The following is an 18279-nucleotide window of genomic DNA, read 5'->3' as shown; positions in this document are numbered from 1 at the left end:
AACAGAATTTGTAAAGTAAATGAAAATTCTCAACTAGGAAATGAATGTCTATTGTGCCAAAATAGCGCAATTTTTAAAAAGAGGAACCAACTTAATGAAAACTAACTTAATTACTACCGCACTTTTATTGAGTGCATCGGCTTTTGTACAAGCTGAAACTAAAACCGAGCTTGAGCCGATCAATGTGTATTCGGCTTACGCAACGCCTGTAAACCAAGATCAAACTGCATCATCAGTCACCGTATTAACAGAAAAAGATTTTGCTGAGCGTAATGCAACTTATGTGAGTGATGTATTGAAAACTGTGCCGGGTGTGGCAATCGGGGCAACTGGAGGCCGTGGTGCGGTAACTAGTTTATTCTTACGTGGTGCAAATTCTTCTCAAACAGCCGTTGTTATTGATGGTGTGAAAATGAATCCTGCAGACACCAATTTTAGCTTTGGAGGTTTAGCCCTAAGTAACATTGAACGCATTGAAGTTTTACGTGGTGAACAATCAGCACTTTGGGGTTCTGATGCAATGGGGGGGGTGATTTATATCACGACTAAAAGTGGACTATATAAAGATAAACCTTTCAATGTAGATTTTGATTTTGGTACTGGTTCGCATCGCACCCGTGATGGTTCAGTCACCGTTTCAGGGCAACAAAATAATTTCTACTATTCCCTTCATGGCGATAGTCACCGTACAAGCGGCATTTCTGTTGCAAGCAAAAACACTTTCCGTTACACCTCAACTCAAGGTGATGAAATTCGTACTGGTGGGGCTATTGAAAAAGACAAATTCCATCGTGATGGTACCTCACTTCGTTTTGGTTATGATGATAACCAGAAAGGGATTGATTTCTTAGCTTCTCATTCCTCACAAACGTTTCATAACGATAGCATTACTTCAGGACAAGATACCCAAGGCTACACAGCATTTGAAAATTTAACGCCTACTTATATTCGTACTCGTGAAACCTTGTTTAAATTAGGGGGATACTTAGGGAGTGATGAGGAACTATTTAAACATAAAGCTAGCGTGAGCCACTTGAAGGGAGATAGTGATACTTTTGGTTTAAATGCAACCAATAAAGATTGGAAAAAACTGAATGCCAATTACCAACTTGATGTAAATTTTGACCGTGAAGGTAGCGTGACTCAAGCGGTAAGTTTATTAACAGATTACCATCGTACTAGCTTTACTTCAAAAAATTATAACGGTGTAGAAAAACGCTTAACGGAGAAAAGTGTTGCGGCAGAATATCGTTTATTCACTGAATCTGATCATAGCTTATCCTTGAGTGGTCGTTTCACAGACAATTCGCAATACAAAAATGCATGGACAGGACGTGTAGCAGGTGCGTATCGTTTATCTTCAAACTTCAAAGCGCACGCGGGCATTGGTTCGGCAATTCAAAACCCAAGTCTTACCGATTATTTTGGTTGGGATAGTAAAAACATCGGCAATCCGGCGCTTAAACCAGCGAAAAGCATCGGTGGTGAAATCGGTTTATTGATGGAAACGACGAATAAAGCTCATAGCTTAGATGTCACTTACTTTGCTCGTAACGTAAAAGACTATATTGATACTAAATATGGCGTAGTTAATCAAGCTTACAACCGCGATGACAAAACACACATTAAAGGCATCGAAATCGTTTATAACGGCAAATTTACTGATGCGCTGACTGCCTATGCAAACTATACCTACACCAACATTCGCAGCGATAAGCAAAAAGACCAATACGGTATGAACTACTTACGTCGCCCAATGCACACAGCTAATGCTGGCGTGGCGTATCAAATCACTGAAAAATTAGGCTCAAGCGCAAATATTTCTTATGTGGGTAAACGTTATGATATGTACTATGGACCATACTCAATGGTAACTTATAGCTCATATCAAAGTGACGTAAAATTACCGTCTTACACCTTAGTTAATCTTGGTGTGAACTACCAACTTGTTCCAAACTTAAATATTTATGCGAACTTAAACAACGTATTCAATAAAAAATACGAAAACGTACTGGGCTACGGCCAAGACGGACGTAATGTTTACGTTGGGTTGAAAGGATCGTTCTAATTATTACTCACTGATAAGGGCGTGCTTAGCACGCCTTTTTACATTCTTGATGGCGTAGCGTATTATTATCTATATGCAAAAAACTCGTTTAATTTTAACCGCACTTTTCTTGCCCTTGACTTCGCATGCGTCGGAGCAATTTGTCTCGCTTACGCTTTGTAGCGATCGTCTTTTGTCGGAAATTGCGCGTCCTGAGCAAATTGCCGCACAATCTTCTTATTCTAAAAATCCCTTGATGATGTTGGATAAACTCAATGTGGATAAGCCAACCCTTGAACCACAACTCACCGCATTATTGCCCTATCTCGATAAAACGTTTCTTATCAATGAAACCTTTTATCCACAACTTGTAGCAGATTTAAAAAAACTCGGGGCAAAAATTGAACCAATTAATGACACGCCACAAACGGCAGAAGAATTATTTGGGCTAATATTGCACTTGGGCAAACTTACGGGTAACGAAACGCATACGGAATCTTTGGTTAAAAAACTTAAATTACAAGATTCTCGGCTCAATCTATCACTCACTGACACATTAATACTTTCAGATACAGGCATTGTAGAAACTTATACGCCACAGTATCCTACTTTACTTAACTTACTAGGATTAACCCCGCTAAAAACACCGCTTACGGCACAAAATTTTTCTCTTGAAAAAGTGTTACGAGCTGAACCAAACGTGTTGATTGAAATCAGCGACCAACAAAGTTATAACGAGCAAGCGGAATTGCTTAAACATCCGCTTTTGCAAAATCTTTTTAAAAATCGACCGCACTTTCGTATTCCAATGAAATATACTTATTGCTTTGATCACGGCGTGTGGCAAGGGGCGGAGAAGATTTATCAACAATTAAAATGATATTTGGATTACATAGGAAATTGTTCATTGACCAAAACACTAAAATTAAATACCGCACTTTTCTTAGCGTTGCTGTTAATTAGCGGGTTTGCAATTTATCATCAGCTCGGCGATTTTGCTCATCTCAAAAATGCCGATGGTGTGCTCACGGATATGCGCTCACTCGTATTGCTTGATATTCGCCTACCACGCCTTGGATTAGCCATTTTAACTGGCGCAAGTCTTGCCTTAGCGGGCAATGCAATGCAGGGGATATTTCAAAATCCACTGGCAAGTCCCGGATTATTGGGCAGTAGTGCTGGTGCAACCACCACCAGTGTCTTTTTGCTTTACTATTTTTCCGTACCCTTAAGTCTATTGTTAATTGGCGGTGTGACTGGCGCATTATCTAGTTTTTTATTGGTTTATTTAATCGCTAAAAACCACGGTACAACGGCGATGATTTTAAGTGGTTTAGCAGTCAATATGTTGCTCTCTGCTGCCGTCGCATTGCTACTTTCGAACGCAGAAAGCCCGTGGGCGTTAGCTGAACTCTACCGCTGGCTACAAGGTTCTCTTGTGTGGGCAAAACTTGATACGCTACTCATTTCACTTCCAATCGTATTATTGGGATTGTTCTGTTTATATCGTGAACACCGCTATATTGACTTGCTCACTTTCGGTGAAGAAACCGCGAGCACAATGGGCGTAAATCCTAAACGTAGCTTTTTCGTCACGACCTTTGGCGTGGCATTATTAGTTGGAGCAACGATTCCACAAACAGGCACTATCGGTTTTGTTGGCTTAATCGCACCGCACTTTGCTCGCCTATTGCTAAAAAAACGCCCTTCGCAACTTTACATCACCAGTGCATTACTTGGCGCATTATTGCTACTTATTGCGGATCTTTGCGTGCAATATATTCCTGTCTTTTCACATATTTATATTGGCACACTCATCGCAATCATTGGCGCACCTTGCTTAATTTGGATTTTAATTACGGAGCAACGCAAGTTGGCAAGATAATGATTAGAATCGAAAACCTTTCTCAGCCTTATGGCTTAAACAACATCAGCTGCACGCTTCCTAAAGGAAAACTGATCGGCATTATGGGCGCAAACGGTGCGGGCAAATCAACTTTGCTAAAAACAATTGCAGGAATTTTACCTATTGCAAAAGGTGAAATTTATTTTGGAAACAGCCCATTAAGCAAAATAAGTACAACGGAAAAAAGCCAGCAACTCGCTTATCTTGCGCAAGATACCAATATCCATTGGGATCTATCGGTTTATGATGTCATTGCTCTTGGCCTAAATTCTCCCTTATCATCGGCAAAAGAGCTGTCAAAAATTACGGAGATTTCACAAAAATTTTCAATAGAACATTTGCTTAATAAATCCTTTCAGAAACTGTCAGGCGGGGAAAAAGCCCGTGTGCAACTCGCTCGTTGTTGTATCAAAAATGCGCCGCTATTGCTTGCCGATGAACCTATCGCACCACTCGATCCCTATTATCAAATAGACATGATGGAACAATTAAAATCACTCACGCCACAGCATACTTGCGTTGTAGCGATCCATCATTTATCCCTCGCATATAAATACTGTGATGAAGTGATTTTGCTCGACAAAGGCAAAATCATTGCGACTGGTAAAACACAAGCGGTGCTAAATTCAGCGAATCTTGCTCAAGCCTTTGATATAAGCGTGAAATTTGATGTAGAAAGAAGAGAGATTTATGGAATAGAGAAATTGGAAACCTAATTCCAATTTCTCATTTTTCTGAAAGTAAAAAATTAATATTGCCAAGTGATGTTTTCCCTAAAAAAACTTATGCGAGAAATGAAAATATCTCTTAGATGTCCTATCTGAAATGTGATCCAAGTCAAATTTATTTTCTCTGTAAATTCCTATAATTACCTCAAATTAATTAACAACCAAAAAGGTGATTAAAATGACTCAATTTAGAAAAGAAGTAGATTTACTCGGTGAACGTGATGTACCAGCAGATGCGTACTGGGGTATTCATACATTAAGAGCGGTCGAAAACTTTAATATTTCTAATGTAACCATTTCTGATGTACCGGAATTTGTACGCGGCATGGTAATGGTAAAAAAAGCAACAGCCTTAGCAAACGGTGAATTAGGTGCTATTCCTGCTGATATTGCAAAAGCGATTGTCGCAGCTTGCGATGAAATCCTTACCACTGGAAAATGCTTAGATCAATTCCCATCTGATGTATATCAAGGTGGTGCTGGCACTTCTGTCAATATGAATACCAACGAAGTGGTCGCTAACCTCGCGCTTGAAAAAATTGGTCATAAAAAAGGTGAATATAATGTTATTAACCCAATGGATCACGTTAATGCAAGCCAATCAACCAATGATGCGTATCCTACCGGTTTCCGTATTGCAGTGTATAACAGCATCTTAAAATTAATCGATAAAATTCAATATTTACACGACGGTTTTGATAATAAAGCAAAAGAGTTTGCGAACATCTTAAAAATGGGTCGAACCCAATTACAAGATGCAGTTCCAATGACTGTTGGCCAAGAATTCAAAGCTTTCGCCGTATTACTTGAAGAAGAAGTACGTAACTTAAAACGTACAGCAGATTTACTCCTTGAAGTAAACCTCGGTGCGACTGCAATCGGTACTGGTTTAAATACTCCACAAGGCTATACAGAATTAGTTGTAAAACACCTTGCTCAAGTGACTGGATTAGCTTGCGTACCAGCAGAAAACTTAATTGAAGCAACATCTGACTGTGGCGCTTATGTCATGGTTCACGGTGCATTAAAACGTACTGCTGTTAAACTTTCTAAAGTATGTAATGACTTACGTTTACTTTCTTCTGGTCCACGTGCTGGTATTAAAGAAATTAACTTACCTGAATTACAAGCTGGCTCTTCTATTATGCCTGCAAAAGTAAACCCAGTTGTTCCAGAAGTAGTGAACCAAGTATGCTTTAAAGTAATTGGTAACGATACCACTGTGACTTTCGCATCTGAAGCAGGTCAATTACAATTAAACGTAATGGAACCCGTGATTGGTCAAGCAATGTTCGAATCTATTGATATCTTAACGAATGCTTGCGTAAACTTACGCGATAAATGTGTAGACGGTATTACTGTAAACAAAGAAATTTGTGAAAACTACGTATTTAACTCAATCGGTATCGTGACTTACTTAAATCCATTTATCGGTCACCATAATGGCGACTTAGTGGGTAAAATCTGTGCGCAAACAGGTAAAGGCGTACGTGAAGTTGTGTTAGAAAAAGGTTTATTAACAGAAGAACAATTAGATGACATTCTTTCTGTAGAAAACTTAATGAATCCAACTTACAAAGCGAAATTAAATAAATAAGTCTGAATTATTTATTTAGTCCTCGAATAGAAATAACCGCACTTTGATTACTCAAAAGTGCGGTCATTTTTAATATTGAATGATGGATTAAAGTTTTGCTGAAAGCATGGTTTCCAATTTTTCTTGGTCAACAGCAAATTTACGAATACCATCTGCTAATTTTTCAACAGCCATAGCATCGCTGTTATGTTGCCAGTAGAACTCAGCTTCTGTTAATGGTTGTGGTTTCGCTTTGACTTCGCCTTTGTATTCTAGTTTGCGTACAAGTGCGGTTGAATTTTCTTGTAATTCTTTCAGTAATGCAGGTGCAATAGTTAAGCGATCGCAACCTGCAAGTTCAGTAATTTCACCTACATTACGGAAGCTCGCGCCCATCACAACGGTGTTGTAGCCATATTCTTTGTAGTAATTATAGATTTTGGTGACAGAAATTACGCCTGGGTCTTCTGCTGGCGCATATTCTTTTTTGTCTGAGTTTGCTTTGTACCAGTCTAAAATACGACCTACAAATGGAGAAATTAAGTAAACGCCTGCTTCTGCACAAGCACGAGCTTGCGCTTCAGAGAATAATAAGGTTAGGTTACAGTTAATGCCTTCTTTTTCAAGGATTTCTGCAGCTCGGATACCTTGCCATGTTGAAGCAATTTTAATCAAAATACGGTCGTTTGAAATGCCTGCTGCATTATAAAGTGCGATTAATTTACGCGCTTTTTCAACCGTTGCTTGAGTGTTGTAAGAAAGACGTGCATCCACTTCAGTAGAAATACGTCCTGGAACGATTTTTAAAATTTCTAAACCAATATTTACCGCTAATTTATCTTCTGCATCAATAAGTTGTTGTGCTTTATCATTGCTTTGAGCTTTTGCATAAGCGACAGCTTCATCAATTAATGGCGCATATTGTGGAAGTGCAGATGCGCTTAGAATTAATGATGGGTTAGTAGTCGCATCTTGTGGTTGATATTTTTTAATCGCGTCGATATCGCCGGTGTCTGCGACCACAACGGTCATTTGACGAAGTGAATCTAATTGAGTTGTCATTTGTATCTCCTATTCGAGTGAAATGGAATGAATAATGTCGGCTACGATAGCATAAATTTAATCTTAAAAGGAAAAATTTTTCGATAGAAAAAATAGGCGCAGGCGTTGAACTGCGCCATTGTTTTAAAGTTTGAGGGTGTCTTTTATGGTGAAAGTTATTTCATCTAACATGGCATAGCGTTTACGATACATGGAGCGTTTTTTACTTGGAATATCATCCAGATTTCTATCTATTTCTAAAGACAATTCCCAGTAATCTTTTAATTCTCCGCCCGATTCACCAAAAATTGCATCATAATCCACCGTATATTGTTTGCTTTGGATGAAGCGAGATTTATTTTGGTATTTTTGCGGAATGCCAAGCAATTTATCGTAGCCTAGAATTTTCGTGAGTGATTTCATGGTTTCAACCATTAAATAGGCAGGGCGCAAACCGTGACATGATTTGGTTAATTGTTTCACCATTTCCTTTGAACCTTCAAAATTTGGTCCTTGTACAACAGCAATGAGTAGAGCATCGCCCAATTTGGCAAAGGTAAGCAAATAGACTAATTCATTTCTTGGTTTATGCCATAGCTCTAATACCCAATATCCTTCCATCGGTTGATGGGTTGTCATGCTTAATGTCATTTCAAAATCAGGAATGACTTCGCCAAAACTTAATGGTTTTTCCCATAATGGCGTAGAAAGTGCGGTAAGTTTTTTGGGTAAAAATAAAAGGTTATCACAAACAGCATTAAAACGTTGTGATGCGTTGAAGCGTTTATCCAGAAAACGACAAGCAACGGGATAACTATAATCCAAGTGCGTATTAAAAATACCGACGAGAAAAGGATGTTGATTGATAAATTGTTCAAAGCGACGAATTGAACCACGATTTAAAAAGCTACGTAAGTTATAACGCCAATGTTTTGGTGCATCAAAACGCCCTGGTCGATATGGATAAATATCCTTAGATTGAGGCCATTGGTAAGTTGTTTTTGTTGTCATCTGAATTGCCATGAATTGGTTATAATTTTGGCGCGAATTTTGACATAATTTCAGGAAATTTTCCATTTATGCTATTCTAAGCGCAATTTTAAAAGGAATCCTTATGTCTGAAATTAAACTTAATTACCATAAAACTGACTTTTTAACGAGTGCGCCGAATATTCGTTCTATTCCTGAAGATACTGGCATTGAAATTGCGTTTGCGGGGCGTTCAAATGCAGGAAAATCGACCGCACTTAATGCATTAACCAATCAAAAAAGCTTAGCCCGCACCTCAAAAACGCCGGGGCGCACACAATTAATCAACTTATTTGAAGTTGAACCAAATTGTAAATTGGTGGATTTACCGGGTTATGGTTATGCTGCCGTGCCAGAGCAAATGAAAATCCAATGGCAAAAATCCTTAGGTGAATATTTGCAAAAACGCGAATGTTTGGCAGGATTAGTTGTGTTGATGGATATTCGCCATCCACTTAAAGATCTTGACCAACAAATGATTGAATGGGCGGTTTCTGCAGATCTACCAGTACTTTTATTGCTTACTAAAGCCGATAAATTGAGCCAAAGCGCACGTAGTAAACAAGTAAAAATGGTGCGCGAAGCGATTCTTCCATTCCAAGGCGATATTCAAGTAGAAGCCTTTTCTGCACAAAATAAAATTGGTATTGATAAACTTGCAGCGAAATTAGATTTTTGGTTTTCGCCACTTTTTGCGGAATAAAATATAAATTTTGCGATCTAGATCGCAAAAAAAGCACATGATGAATGATTTCATTATGTGCTTTTTTTATAGTGCAAAAACTATCTTCATTTTTACCGCACTTTAAGGATTATCATGTCCCTTGCTATTGTTTACAGCCGTGCCTCTATGGGTGTGCAAGCGCCGCTTGTCACCATTGAGGTGCATTTAAGCAACGGAAAACCAGGATTTACACTTGTTGGTTTGCCCGAAAAAACAGTGAAAGAGGCGCAAGATCGGGTGCGTAGTGCATTGATGAATGCACAATTTAAATACCCAGCCAAACGCATTACCGTGAATCTCGCACCTGCAGATTTACCGAAAGAAGGTGGACGATTTGATTTGCCTATTGCCATCGGAATTTTAGCCGCATCGGATCAGCTTGATGCGAGTCGATTAAAGCAATTTGAATTTGTGGCGGAGCTTGCGCTGACGGGGCAATTACGTGGGGTTCATGGTGTAATTCCCGCTATTCTTGCTGCGCAAAAGTCAAAACGAGAGTTAATTATCGCGAAGCAAAATGCGAATGAAGCCTCGCTCGTGTCTGATCAAAATACTTATTTTGCGCAAACGCTTTTAGACGTGGTGCAATTTCTTAATGGTCAAGAAAAATTACCCCTTGCCACTGAAATTGTGAAAGAAAGTGCGGTAAATTTTTCGGGCAAAAATATGTTAGATTTAACGGATATTATCGGACAACAACACGCCAAACGAGCATTGACCATTGCCGCAGCAGGGCAGCATAATTTGCTCTTTCTTGGTCCGCCAGGTACAGGGAAAACCATGCTAGCTAGCCGTTTGACGGGGCTTTTACCTGAAATGACAGATCTAGAAGCGATAGAAACGGCATCTGTAACGAGTTTAGTTCAAAATGAGTTAAATTTTCATAATTGGAAACAACGTCCTTTTCGCGCACCACATCATAGTGCATCAATGCCAGCTTTAGTTGGCGGTGGGACGATCCCTAAACCTGGTGAAATATCCTTAGCAACAAATGGTGTACTTTTTCTTGATGAACTTCCAGAGTTTGAACGAAAAGTATTGGACGCGCTACGTCAGCCTTTGGAAAGTGGTGAGATTATTATTTCTCGTGCTAATGCCAAAATCCAATTCCCGGCTCGTTTTCAATTAGTGGCAGCGATGAATCCAAGTCCGACAGGCCATTATACTGGGACACATAACCGCACTTCACCCCAGCAAATTATGCGTTATTTGAATAGACTTTCAGGGCCTTTTTTAGATCGTTTTGATTTATCTATTGAAGTACCTTTACTGCCACAAGGCAGCTTACAAAATACAGGTGATCGTGGTGAAACCAGTGCTCAAATTCGTGAGAAAGTGTTAAAAGTGCGTGAGATTCAAATGGAAAGAGCTGGGAAAATTAACGCGTATTTGAACAGTAAAGAGATTGAACGTGATTGCAAGTTAAGTGATAAAGATGCCTTTTTCCTTGAAAATGCGCTGAATAAACTGGGGCTTTCTGTACGGGCTTACCATCGTATTTTGAAAGTTTCTCGAACCATTGCTGATCTACAAGGAGAACAACAAATTTCTCAACCGCACTTAGCGGAAGCTTTGGGGTATCGAGCAATGGATCGTTTGTTGCAGAAATTGTCTAATATGTAAAAACGCGTGGTGAGAATACCACGCGTGAAAGGATTAGTAAGTGCTTTGAGTGTCTTGCGTACCGCTAATAATTGCAATGCCTGCACTTGCACCAATGCGTGTTGCACCCGCTTTAATCATTACAAGTGCTGTTTCAGTATCACGCACACCACCTGATGCTTTAACACCAATATTGCCGACCGTTTGTTTCATCAATGCAACATCTTCTACAGTTGCACCACCTTTGTTAAAGCCTGTTGATGTTTTAACAAAAGCCACACCGATTTCTTTACAAATTTCACAGGCTTTCACTATTTCATCTTTAGTGAGCAAACAAGTTTCTAAAATCACTTTTAATGGCGTGCCATCACAAGCATCAAATACAGCTTGAATATCTTGTTTTACTGCATCCCATTTTTGCGATTTTATCCAACCTACATTAATCACCATATCAATCTCATTTGCACCCGCTTTAATAGATTCTTGGGTTTCAAATGCTTTGACTGAGGTTAAATTGGCACCTAAAGGGAAGCCAACTACGGTACAAATTTTTACATTTGAGCCAGCAAGTTTTTCTTTAGCGAGTGGAATATAACCAGAATTGATACATACAGAATAAAATCCGTGTTCAATCGCTTCATGACAGAGTGTCAAAATATCTTGTTCATTTTTTTCTGCGGTAAGTGCAGTGTGATCGATATATTGAGCAAGTTGATTCGGTGTCATTATTTTCCTCCTTTATTTATGTTTTACCTATTGTAGCAAAAATCCCTTGTTTTTGACTGTGCTTTTATGCTTGATTACAATCATCTCAACGAGATAAGGAATAAAGAAAATGAAGATTAAAAAACTACTTAAGAATGGATTATCCCTCTTTTTAACGTTTATTGTGATGAGTAGCATACTGGATTTTGTTCGTCGCCCTGTAGTGCCAGAGGAAATAAACAAAATCACGTTACAAGATCTTCAAGGGAATACGTTCTCTCTTGAAAGTCTCGATCCAAATAAACCTACGCTGCTTTATTTTTGGGGAACCTGGTGTGGTTATTGTCGCTATACTTCGCCAGCAATTAATTCTTTAGCAAACGAAGGCTATCAAGTTGTATCGGTGGCGTTACGTTCAGGCAATGAGTCGGCAGTAAATGATTATTTAAGTAAAAATGACTACCACTTCACTACGGTTAACGATCCTAAAGGGGAATTTGCAGAACGATGGCAAATTAATGTGACGCCCACAATTGTGCTGTTGAGTAAAGGCAAAATGGATCTTGTTACGACCGGCCTCACGAGTTATTGGGGATTAAAAGTGCGGTTGTTTTTCGCAGAGTTTTTTGGCTAAGCGGTAGAAAATCTATTACAATACGCAGACTTATTTTAAAGAGGACAGAATTATGATTATCGTAACAGGCGGCGCAGGTTTTATTGGCAGCAATATTGTCAAAGCATTAAATGATTTAGGGCGCAAAGATATTTTAGTGGTAGATAACTTAAAAGATGGCACGAAATTTGCAAATTTAGTTGATTTAGACATTGCAGATTATTGTGATAAAGAAGATTTCATTGCTTCTATTATTGCAGGCGACGAATTTGGCGATATTGATGCAGTATTCCACGAGGGAGCATGTTCTGCGACTACGGAATGGGATGGTAAATACATTATGCACAACAACTACGAATATTCTAAAGAGTTGTTGCATTATTGCCTTGACCGTGAAATTCCTTTCTTTTATGCCTCAAGCGCAGCAACTTATGGTGATACCAAAGTATTCCGTGAAGAACGTGAATTTGAAGGTCCGTTAAATGTTTATGGCTATTCTAAATTCTTATTCGACCAATATGTACGCAACATTTTGCCAGAAGCAAAATCGCCAGTATGTGGTTTCCGTTATTTCAATGTTTACGGGCCGCGTGAAAATCATAAAGGTTCTATGGCGAGCGTAGCATTCCACTTGAATAACCAAATCTTAAAAGGTGAAAATCCAAAATTATTTGCAGGCAGCGAACATTTCCGCCGTGATTTTGTTTATGTGGGCGATGTTGCTGCAGTGAATATTTGGTGTTGGCAAAATGGTATTTCAGGTATTTACAACCTTGGTACAGGAAATGCAGAAAGTTTCCGTGCGGTGGCTGATGCAGTAGTGAAATTCCACGGTAAAGGCGAGATTGAAACCATTCCATTCCCAGAACATTTAAAATCTCGTTATCAAGAATATACTCAAGCAGATTTAACTAAACTTCGTTCAACAGGCTACGATAAATCATTCAAAACAGTTGCGGAAGGCGTGGCTGAATATATGGCGTGGTTGAACAGAAAATAAACCGTAGGTTTGCCTACTTCCCATCAACAGAGTGCGGTTAAAAATCTCGGTATTTTTGACCGCACCTTTATCTGAAAGACAGAAAATGAATATTCTAATTATTGGCCCTTCTTGGGTTGGCGATATGATGATGTCGCACAGTCTGTACCAGCAACTGAAAATTCAATATCCAAACTGCAATATTGATGTGATGGCACCGAATTGGTGTAAGCCTTTGCTTGCGCGAATGCCAGAGGTGCGTAAGGCGATTGAAATGCCATTAGGGCACGGGGCCTTTGAATTGGGAACGCGTTATCGTTTAGGAAAGTCTTTGCGTGAACAATATGATATGGCGATTGTTTTACCTAATTCATTGAAATCTGCGTTTGTTCCTTTCTTCGCAAAAATTGCTCATTGTCGGGGTTGGAAAGGCGAAAGCCGTTATATTTTATTGAATGATTTACGAGCCAATAAAAAAGATTATCCAATGATGGTGCAGCGTTATGTTGCATTGGCTTTTGAAAAAGATGCTGTACCAAAAGCTGATGATATTCCTGTCTTGAAACCCTATTTGACGGTTGAGCCAGCACAACAAGCTGAAACCTTAAAAAAATTTGAAAAACAAACCGCACTTTTAGGCGAACGTCCAATTATTGGTTTTTGTCCTGGTGCAGAATTTGGCCCAGCAAAACGTTGGCCGCATTATCATTATGCTAAATTGGCAGAAATGCTCATTGAAAAAGGCTATGCGGTAGAATTATTTGGTTCACCAAAAGATGTGGAAGCGGGTGAGCAAATTCGCAATGTATTGCCAGCAGAACTGCAACCATTCTGTTTGAATTTGGCAGGGCAAACGAATCTTAATCAAGCGGTGGATTTAATTGCCAACTGTACGGCAGTAGTGAGCAATGACAGCGGCTTAATGCATATTGCCGCTGCGACAGATCGTCCATTGGTTGCACTTTATGGTCCAACGAGCCCAACTTATACGCCACCATTATCAGATAAAGCCGTGATTATTCGTTTAATTGAAGGCGATTTAATTAAGGTGCGTAAAAGTACAGATAGCTCGGAAGGGTATCATCAAAGTTTGATTGATATTAAACCTGAAAAAGTGGCAGAAAAACTGACCGCACTTTTAGACGTTTAAGAAAGAGAGAATATAAAATGGAAATAACCTATCAATCCGTATTAGATAAAAATAATGCCAAAGCAGCCCGTAAAATCAGTCGTGAAATTTATAAGCATAATAAATTTCGTAAGATGATGAGGCTTGGCGATTTTTTATTATATTTATTCTTCTTCCTGCCAAGTATTTTTCTTGCTTTTGAACTGATGGATTGGGGAGAGTATTTGTATGATTGCTATGAAAATATCTTAGCCAATTATGCAGGACATATATTATTGCTCATCTCAGTATGTTGTTTTTTCTATGCTATTTTTCTACGACCTTATTTAAATACCAAAGCTTTTCAAAGCCAAGTATTTGAGGGCGCTAATAAAAGTACAACCGTACAAATTCAAGAAAATGGTTTATGCACGAAAATAGATTCCTGCCAAGTCTTGCATAATTATCGCTACATTCATCATATCGAAAATCATTATGGATACCTAACGATTAGAATTGGTGGTGGACAGTTTTTATCTATTCCTTATTCAGCCTTTCAAGATGATGCTCATCGAGAAGCATTTGAAGCCGCTTTACGAGAAAAAATAAAAGCTTACCAAGCAGAGCCTTTAAGTAAATAGAAAAGGCCTAATAGGATATGTTAATGATATGAATCCTCTCCGTATACACTTACAATTAATCGGAATGGCCATTTTATGGGGCGCCTCTTGGCCTTGGGGACGAGTGGTTGCCCAAGCTATGCCGACATTTATTGCTTCAAGCGTGCGCTTTTTTTTCGCCATTATTCCACTCATTATTTGGCTATATGCGGCGAATCGTTTCAAATATGCTAAACAACTGCGACCTAATCAATGGGTGGGGTTATTGTTAACTGCTTTGCTTGGGATCTTTGGTTATTCGACTTTCTTTATTTGGGGTTTGAAATATGTTCCAGCAGGGCAAGGAACGATGGTCGTTGCCTCTAATCCCGTCTTTACGATGTTTTTTGCTATTTTATTATTTAAAGAAAAGTGGAATCGCTGGGTTGTATTAGGGATGATTATTGCCATTAGCGGTTCTTTGTTAGCCATGACAAAAGGGAATCCAACTAACCTCTTACAAAATTTTGGATTCGGTCAAATGTTATTGCTTTGTGCTTTAGTTTGCTGGGTTGCTTATACTTTATTGGCTCGTAAAGTATTAATCGGAATTGATTCTCTCACCGCTACCACGATTTCTTCTACTTTTGGTTTTTTCATGCTGACGTTGGCAACATTATGGACGGAAAGTGCGGAAGATTGGGTAACCGTATTTCAATTAAATGGATCGCAATGGTTTAGTTTACTTGGTCTTGCATTTGGCTCAACGGTATTGGCTTATGCATGGTATTTTGATGGAGTGAAACACTTAGGGGCAGGCAATGCCTCGGCTTACATTATTCTTGTGCCGATTTTAGGTATTTTATTTTCAGCCGTTTGGTTGAATGAACAGGTGGATTCCTCCTTAATTATTGGGGGCATTTTAGCCGTATCTGGGCTTGGAATTATGCATTGGGGAAGAAGGTTAATTAAATGAAAGTATGTGTGATTAAAACTTCCTCTATGGGGGATGTTATCCACACTTTGCCTGCCTTGACTGATGCACAAAAGGCGATTCCTAGTTTAAGTATTGATTGGGTGGTGGAAGAAAACTTTGCAGAAATTCCACGTTGGCATTCTACCGTAAATCGCGTGATTCCTATTGCTTTGCGCCGTTGGCGTAAATCACCTTTTTCCATTCAAACAAGAAATGAGTGGAAAAATTACCGCACTTTGTTGCAGGCTGAAAATTATGATGCGGTAATTGATGCGCAAGGGCTCATTAAAAGTGCATTATTTGCAACTCGTTTTGCCCAAGGTATGAAACATGGCTATGATCGTCAAAGTATCCGAGAGCCGTTAGCGTCTTTTTTCTACGATAAAAAATATTCTATTCCCTATCAACAGCATGCGGTGGAACGAATTCGTCAGCTTTTTGCCCAGAGTTTAGGTTATAAATTACCTCAGGTTCAGGGTGACTATGGTATTGCTCGCCATTTTCTTCATCAAACTTCAGAAAAAAACTATGTGGTATTCATTCATTCTACAACTCGGGCAGATAAGCATTGGGAAGAATCAGAATGGCAAAAATTGATTGAAAAAATTACCGCACTTTCTGATTACGAAATTCGCTTGCCTTGGGGAAATAAACAGGAAAAAGCGCGAGCAGAGCGTTTGGCTCAAGTTGATTCTAAAGTGATTGTATTGCCGAAATTAACTTTAACGGAGCTTGCAAAACAGCTTGCGAATGCAAAAGCCGTTGTGTCGGTGGATACAGGCTTGGCGCATTTAACTGCCGCTTTGGATAAGCCCAATATTACGCTTTATGGCGCAACGGATCCTAAATTGATTGGCTGTTATGGTAAAAATCAGCATTACTTATCGGCAAGTTCAATGAAAGAAATTTCAGCTGAACAAGTATCCTCACAATTGCTTACTTTTATTTCATAAAAAATGCTCGCACTTGGCGAGCATTTTTATCTTTTATATTTTCTTAGTCTAAGGCTTTACCTTTTAATTCAGGGATTAAGAAAATTGTCGCTAACATATCAATTACGTAGATAATCGCAAGTAGAGCGATGGCCGTTTGGAAAGAGTAGGCGAGTACAACAGCGCCCACAACCACAGGTCCAAATCCACCTACGGCACGACCAATATTGAAAAGTACGTTTTGTGCCGTTGCTCGAGCTTCTGTTGGATAGGCTTCTGCCATTAATGCACCGTAACCTCCCATCATTCCGTTCACAAACATACCTAAAAATGCCCCAGCAAGAAGCATGATGTCAGGATCGGTAAGTTGTGAGTAAACCACGATACTTATCACCGCGCCTAATTGGAAAAGTAAGAAACTTGGTTTTCGTCCTATTCGGTCGGCGAGTTGTCCGAAAATCCAAATCCCAGCCATCATGCCGCAGACGGTAACGGCTGTCCAAAGTCCAGATTTAGTTAAACTGAATCCAAGTTGTTTTGATAAGAAATTAGGTAACCAAATCATAATGCCGTAATAACCGAAGTTTTGTACGGAGGTGAGTACGATGATACCAAGGCTAATTTTGTTCGTGGCTTTATCTTTAATAAGAAGCTGGAATGAACGTAATTTATCAGTAAAACTGGATTGAGTTGAAAGTGCGGTTTGTTTTTGAGTGAAAATTTCAGGTTCGTGTAGATGAGAACGTAAGAACCAAGCGACAAATGCAGGGAAGATACCCACCAAGAACATTCCACGCCAGCCAATATGCGGGAGCAATAATGGTGTAAGTAATGCGGCACCTAATACACCAGCTTGCCAACCTAATGCAACATAAGATGCTGCTTTCGCTCGGTGGCGTGCGGGCCATGCTTCTGCTGCTAGAGCCATCCCAATTCCAAATTCACCGCCTAAGCCAATGCCAGCAATTGTGCGATAAATCAGTAAGTCCCAATAACCTTGTGCAATCGCACATAACCCAGTAAATACTGCAAAGAGAAGAATGGTCCAAGTGAGTACGCGTACACGACCGTATTTATCGCTTAATGCGCCAAATAAAATACCGCCAAATACGGCACCAATAAGCGTCCATGTTACGAGAGAGCCACCTTGGGCGGGTGTTAGATTTAAGTCTGCGGAAATTGCACTAAGCATGAAACCTAAAATGAGAAGATCGAAACCGTCCATTGCATAGCCGACGGCAGAGCCAATTAAGGCTTTCCAGCCATAACTGTTTACTTTGTTTGTCATGATGTGTCCTTTTGTTACTCGCGGGTAACATTTAAAGTGAAAAGAAAGGTGATTAAAAATCGGTGGCTAGTTTACTGCATTGATGAAAAAATTCAATGAACAGAGTACAAAAAGAAGAATAAAAAATTGATTTTGAATGAGAAGGAAAATAAGGGAATAAAATTAGGATGGCGGTGAGAAAGGGATTTGAACCCTTGATGCAGTTTCCCACATACACGCTTTCCAGGCGTGCTCCTTCAACCACTCGGACATCTCACCGTAAAAGGTGCGCAAACTATAAAGATTTGCTCCAGTTTAGTCAAGTTTTTTGCGCTAGAACATAAAAAACTTTTAAAAGTTTCGCTAGAATAACCGCACTTTATTTATCGTTTGTAGTTTTTTTATGCATATTAAAGCGTTATTTTCTAAAAATGTTTTTTTAGCCGT

General features: G+C 39.3%; 17 protein-coding genes and 1 tRNA gene. 13 read left to right on the top strand and 5 right to left on the bottom strand.

The window, feature by feature from the left end:
• The first annotated feature begins 94 nt into the window (after positions 1 to 94).
• The 5 genes from AC6H22_RS00090 (at position 95) to aspA (ending at position 6278) form a co-directional block, all read left to right on the top strand.
• The gene (locus AC6H22_RS00090; RefSeq protein ID WP_118817334.1) at positions 95 to 2068 is read left to right on the top strand and encodes a TonB-dependent receptor plug domain-containing protein; all 1974 of its coding nucleotides are present in this window, start codon (positions 95 to 97) and stop codon (positions 2066 to 2068) included.
• Between the two features lie 73 nt (positions 2069 to 2141).
• Positions 2142 to 2927, top strand: a complete 786-nt coding sequence (locus AC6H22_RS00085; protein WP_118817335.1) for a substrate-binding domain-containing protein — start codon at positions 2142 to 2144, stop codon at positions 2925 to 2927.
• A 27-nt stretch (positions 2928 to 2954) separates the two neighbouring features.
• A complete protein-coding gene (locus tag AC6H22_RS00080; RefSeq protein ID WP_118817336.1) occupies positions 2955 to 3932 on the top strand; it encodes a FecCD family ABC transporter permease in 978 nt (325 codons plus the stop codon).
• Positions 3932 to 4669 (top strand): ABC transporter ATP-binding protein, encoded by a 738-nt coding sequence (locus AC6H22_RS00075; RefSeq protein WP_118817337.1) that lies wholly within the window; start codon positions 3932 to 3934, stop codon positions 4667 to 4669. The genes AC6H22_RS00080 and AC6H22_RS00075 overlap by 1 nt, the downstream gene beginning before the upstream one ends.
• 190 nt (positions 4670 to 4859) lie before the next feature.
• Positions 4860 to 6278 (top strand): aspartate ammonia-lyase, encoded by a 1419-nt coding sequence (gene aspA, locus AC6H22_RS00070; RefSeq protein ID WP_005626805.1) that lies wholly within the window; start codon positions 4860 to 4862, stop codon positions 6276 to 6278.
• Positions 6279 to 6365: 87 nt separating this feature from the next.
• Here the strand turns inward: aspA and tal are convergent, their stop codons facing one another.
• Positions 6366 to 7319: a transaldolase gene (gene tal, locus AC6H22_RS00065; RefSeq protein WP_005626807.1), complete on the bottom strand. Its 954-nt coding sequence runs from the start codon at positions 7317 to 7319 to the stop codon at positions 6366 to 6368.
• Between the two features lie 123 nt (positions 7320 to 7442).
• Positions 7443 to 8309 carry a VirK/YbjX family protein gene (locus AC6H22_RS00060; protein ID WP_032825503.1) on the bottom strand — a complete coding sequence of 289 codons (867 nt, stop codon included), beginning with the start codon at positions 8307 to 8309 and terminating at the stop codon, positions 7443 to 7445.
• 103 nt (positions 8310 to 8412) lie between these two features.
• Between AC6H22_RS00060 and yihA the strand changes: the two genes are divergently transcribed.
• Both yihA and AC6H22_RS00050 read left to right on the top strand, forming a co-directional pair.
• On the top strand, positions 8413 to 9030 hold the full coding sequence (gene yihA / locus AC6H22_RS00055) for a ribosome biogenesis GTP-binding protein YihA/YsxC (protein ID WP_118817338.1): 618 nt from the start codon (positions 8413 to 8415) through the stop codon (positions 9028 to 9030).
• A gap of 114 nt (positions 9031 to 9144) precedes the next feature.
• Positions 9145 to 10674, top strand: coding sequence for a YifB family Mg chelatase-like AAA ATPase (locus AC6H22_RS00050; RefSeq protein ID WP_005626812.1), 1530 nt, complete (start codon positions 9145 to 9147; stop codon positions 10672 to 10674).
• A 33-nt stretch (positions 10675 to 10707) separates the two neighbouring features.
• On the opposite strand, the gene deoC is transcribed toward AC6H22_RS00050, so the two are convergent.
• Positions 10708 to 11379 (bottom strand): deoxyribose-phosphate aldolase, encoded by a 672-nt coding sequence (gene deoC / locus AC6H22_RS00045; protein WP_005626815.1) that lies wholly within the window; start codon positions 11377 to 11379, stop codon positions 10708 to 10710.
• Between the two features lie 109 nt (positions 11380 to 11488).
• Between deoC and AC6H22_RS00040 the strand changes: the two genes are divergently transcribed.
• The 6 genes from AC6H22_RS00040 to rfaC all read left to right on the top strand — a co-directional run bounded on the left by AC6H22_RS00040 (position 11489) and on the right by rfaC (position 16586).
• Positions 11489 to 11992, top strand: coding sequence for a protein disulfide oxidoreductase (locus tag AC6H22_RS00040; protein WP_005626817.1), 504 nt, complete (start codon positions 11489 to 11491; stop codon positions 11990 to 11992).
• Positions 11993 to 12044: 52 nt separating this feature from the next.
• Entirely contained in the window at positions 12045 to 12971 is a 927-nt protein-coding gene (gene rfaD / locus AC6H22_RS00035; RefSeq protein WP_005626818.1) for an ADP-glyceromanno-heptose 6-epimerase, read from the top strand.
• 85 nt (positions 12972 to 13056) lie between these two features.
• On the top strand, positions 13057 to 14100 hold the full coding sequence (gene waaF / locus AC6H22_RS00030; RefSeq protein WP_005626820.1) for a lipopolysaccharide heptosyltransferase II: 1044 nt from the start codon (positions 13057 to 13059) through the stop codon (positions 14098 to 14100).
• A 17-nt stretch (positions 14101 to 14117) separates the two neighbouring features.
• Positions 14118 to 14699: a YcxB family protein gene (locus AC6H22_RS00025; protein ID WP_046952597.1), complete on the top strand. Its 582-nt coding sequence runs from the start codon at positions 14118 to 14120 to the stop codon at positions 14697 to 14699.
• Between the two features lie 28 nt (positions 14700 to 14727).
• Positions 14728 to 15633 (top strand): DMT family transporter, encoded by a 906-nt coding sequence (locus AC6H22_RS00020; protein ID WP_005626824.1) that lies wholly within the window; start codon positions 14728 to 14730, stop codon positions 15631 to 15633.
• Complete coding sequence (gene rfaC, locus AC6H22_RS00015; RefSeq protein WP_005626825.1) at positions 15630 to 16586, top strand: lipopolysaccharide heptosyltransferase RfaC; 957 nt, start codon at positions 15630 to 15632, stop codon at positions 16584 to 16586. Before AC6H22_RS00020 ends, rfaC begins: the two co-directional genes overlap by 4 nt.
• A 43-nt stretch (positions 16587 to 16629) precedes the next feature.
• On the opposite strand, the gene AC6H22_RS00010 is transcribed toward rfaC, so the two are convergent.
• Positions 16630 to 17853, bottom strand: a complete 1224-nt coding sequence (locus tag AC6H22_RS00010; protein WP_005626827.1) for an MFS transporter — start codon at positions 17851 to 17853, stop codon at positions 16630 to 16632.
• A 168-nt stretch (positions 17854 to 18021) separates the two neighbouring features.
• Positions 18022 to 18111, bottom strand: a tRNA-Ser gene (locus AC6H22_RS00005).
• Positions 18112 to 18279: the final 168 nt, after the last annotated feature.

The sequence above is a fragment of the Haemophilus sp. THUN1690 genome (assembly GCF_059704375.1).
This window is presented reverse-complemented; position numbering and strand designations above follow the sequence as displayed.